Origin of the sequence: Allochromatium humboldtianum (assembly GCF_013385175.1) — a bacterium.
Taxonomy (GTDB): domain Bacteria; phylum Pseudomonadota; class Gammaproteobacteria; order Chromatiales; family Chromatiaceae; genus Thermochromatium; species Thermochromatium humboldtianum.
Genome location: NZ_JABZEO010000054.1, coordinates 1 through 1,438, shown reverse-complemented (window position 1 = coordinate 1,438; position 1,438 = coordinate 1). Strand labels below are relative to the sequence as shown.

At 61.9% G+C, this 1,438-nt stretch carries 1 protein-coding gene; it reads left to right on the top strand.

Annotated elements, in window-relative coordinates; genetic code table 11:
• On the top strand, positions 1-1,417 hold a 1,417-nt coding region (locus tag HW932_RS21415; RefSeq protein WP_222932487.1), incomplete at its 5' end, for an RNA-guided endonuclease InsQ/TnpB family protein.
• Between the last annotated feature and the right edge of the window lie 21 nt (positions 1,418-1,438).

Below are 1,438 nucleotides of genomic sequence, written 5' to 3'. Positions count from 1 at the left end.
TTCAACGGAATTCGCGCAGGATTCCCCCTGCTCGGCGCAGCCAGGAGGGGGAGGAATGCGCGTTTTGATGTTCACAAGGATTCTAGATGCGTCTATACTTGTGAACATGGAGACGCAGATCATCACCGCCAAACTAAAGCTCCTGATCGACGCTGAGCAAGCTGGCGTGCTGATGGAAACAGCCTGTGCCTATCGCGATGCACTAAACCAGACCGCTGAAGTGGCCTTTGTCCACAACAAGCTCTCCCAGGCCATGAAGCTGCAAACGCTGGTCTATGGTGAGCTGCGTGAGCGCTTCGGGTTGCCGGCACAAATGGCCTGCAACGTCCCCCGGCAGGTGGCCGCGAGCTACAAGATGCTCTGGAGTCGGACCAAAACCAATGCCGAGCATCGCGCCAAGGGCTGGACAAAAAAGCGCTATCGCGGTCTCGATAGACCACCGCGCTACTCTGCGCTGACAGTGTTCTATAACTACCGCCGCGATTTCTCGTTGGGCAAGGACCGCACGGTGAGCCTTGGCACGTTGCAGGGGCGATTGCGCTGCGGTTACGTTGGCTATCAGAAACATCTTGATCTGCTTGAGGATGAGCGGGTCCGCGTCCAAGGCGCGAAGCTCTGGCGCGATCCGACCAGCAAAGTCTGGTATCTGCTGGTGAGTTTGGGGGTTGCGGTGCAGCCGGTAGCCCCGGAGACGATTCGCGCCGTGGCCGGGGTTGATCTCGGTCAGCGCTATTTGGCCGTGGAGTCCAACGGTCGGCGGGCACGCTTCTGGTCAGGAAGCGCGGTCCTGCATCGCGCGGAGCACTTTCGACGTGTCCGCGCCGGACTTCAGCGCAAAGGCACCCGCTCGGCCACACGCACGCTGCGTCGCCTGGCCCTGCGGGAGACACGGTTCCGCGCTGATGTGAACCACCAAGTGAGCAAGCACCTGGCCCAACCCGGCACGCTGATCGGGATGGAATGGCTGCACGACATTGATGAGCGCACCGAGCGCCGTCACCGCCCCGAGGCCTCCAGCAAACAGCGCCGCGCCAATCGCCGCCGCGCCGGCTGGAGCTTCGCCGACTTGCAGGGCAAGACGCACTACAAAGCGCACCTGCAAGGCCTGCCGGTGATCTATGTCGATGCCGACTACACCAGCCAGGGCTGCCCGGTCTGCGGTCACACGGGCAAGGAGAACCGGCCTGGGAAAGGGTTGCGCTTTGAGTGCGCAAGCTGCGGATTTGAGCTGCATGCCGACTTGGTGGGTGCGCGCAATGTCGCGCTGCGAACGCTCCTGATCCGGCAAGACTGGATCAGGACGGGGTGCCTATCAGCCACCCCCAAAGGCTCGGACGCTGAAGCCAAAGCCGGACGCCTGCAACGGTATCTGGAACTGCGGTGGAGTTCAGAGCCAAACCCCCTCCTCGACCATTAGGTCAGGAGGCGGGTAGTTGAT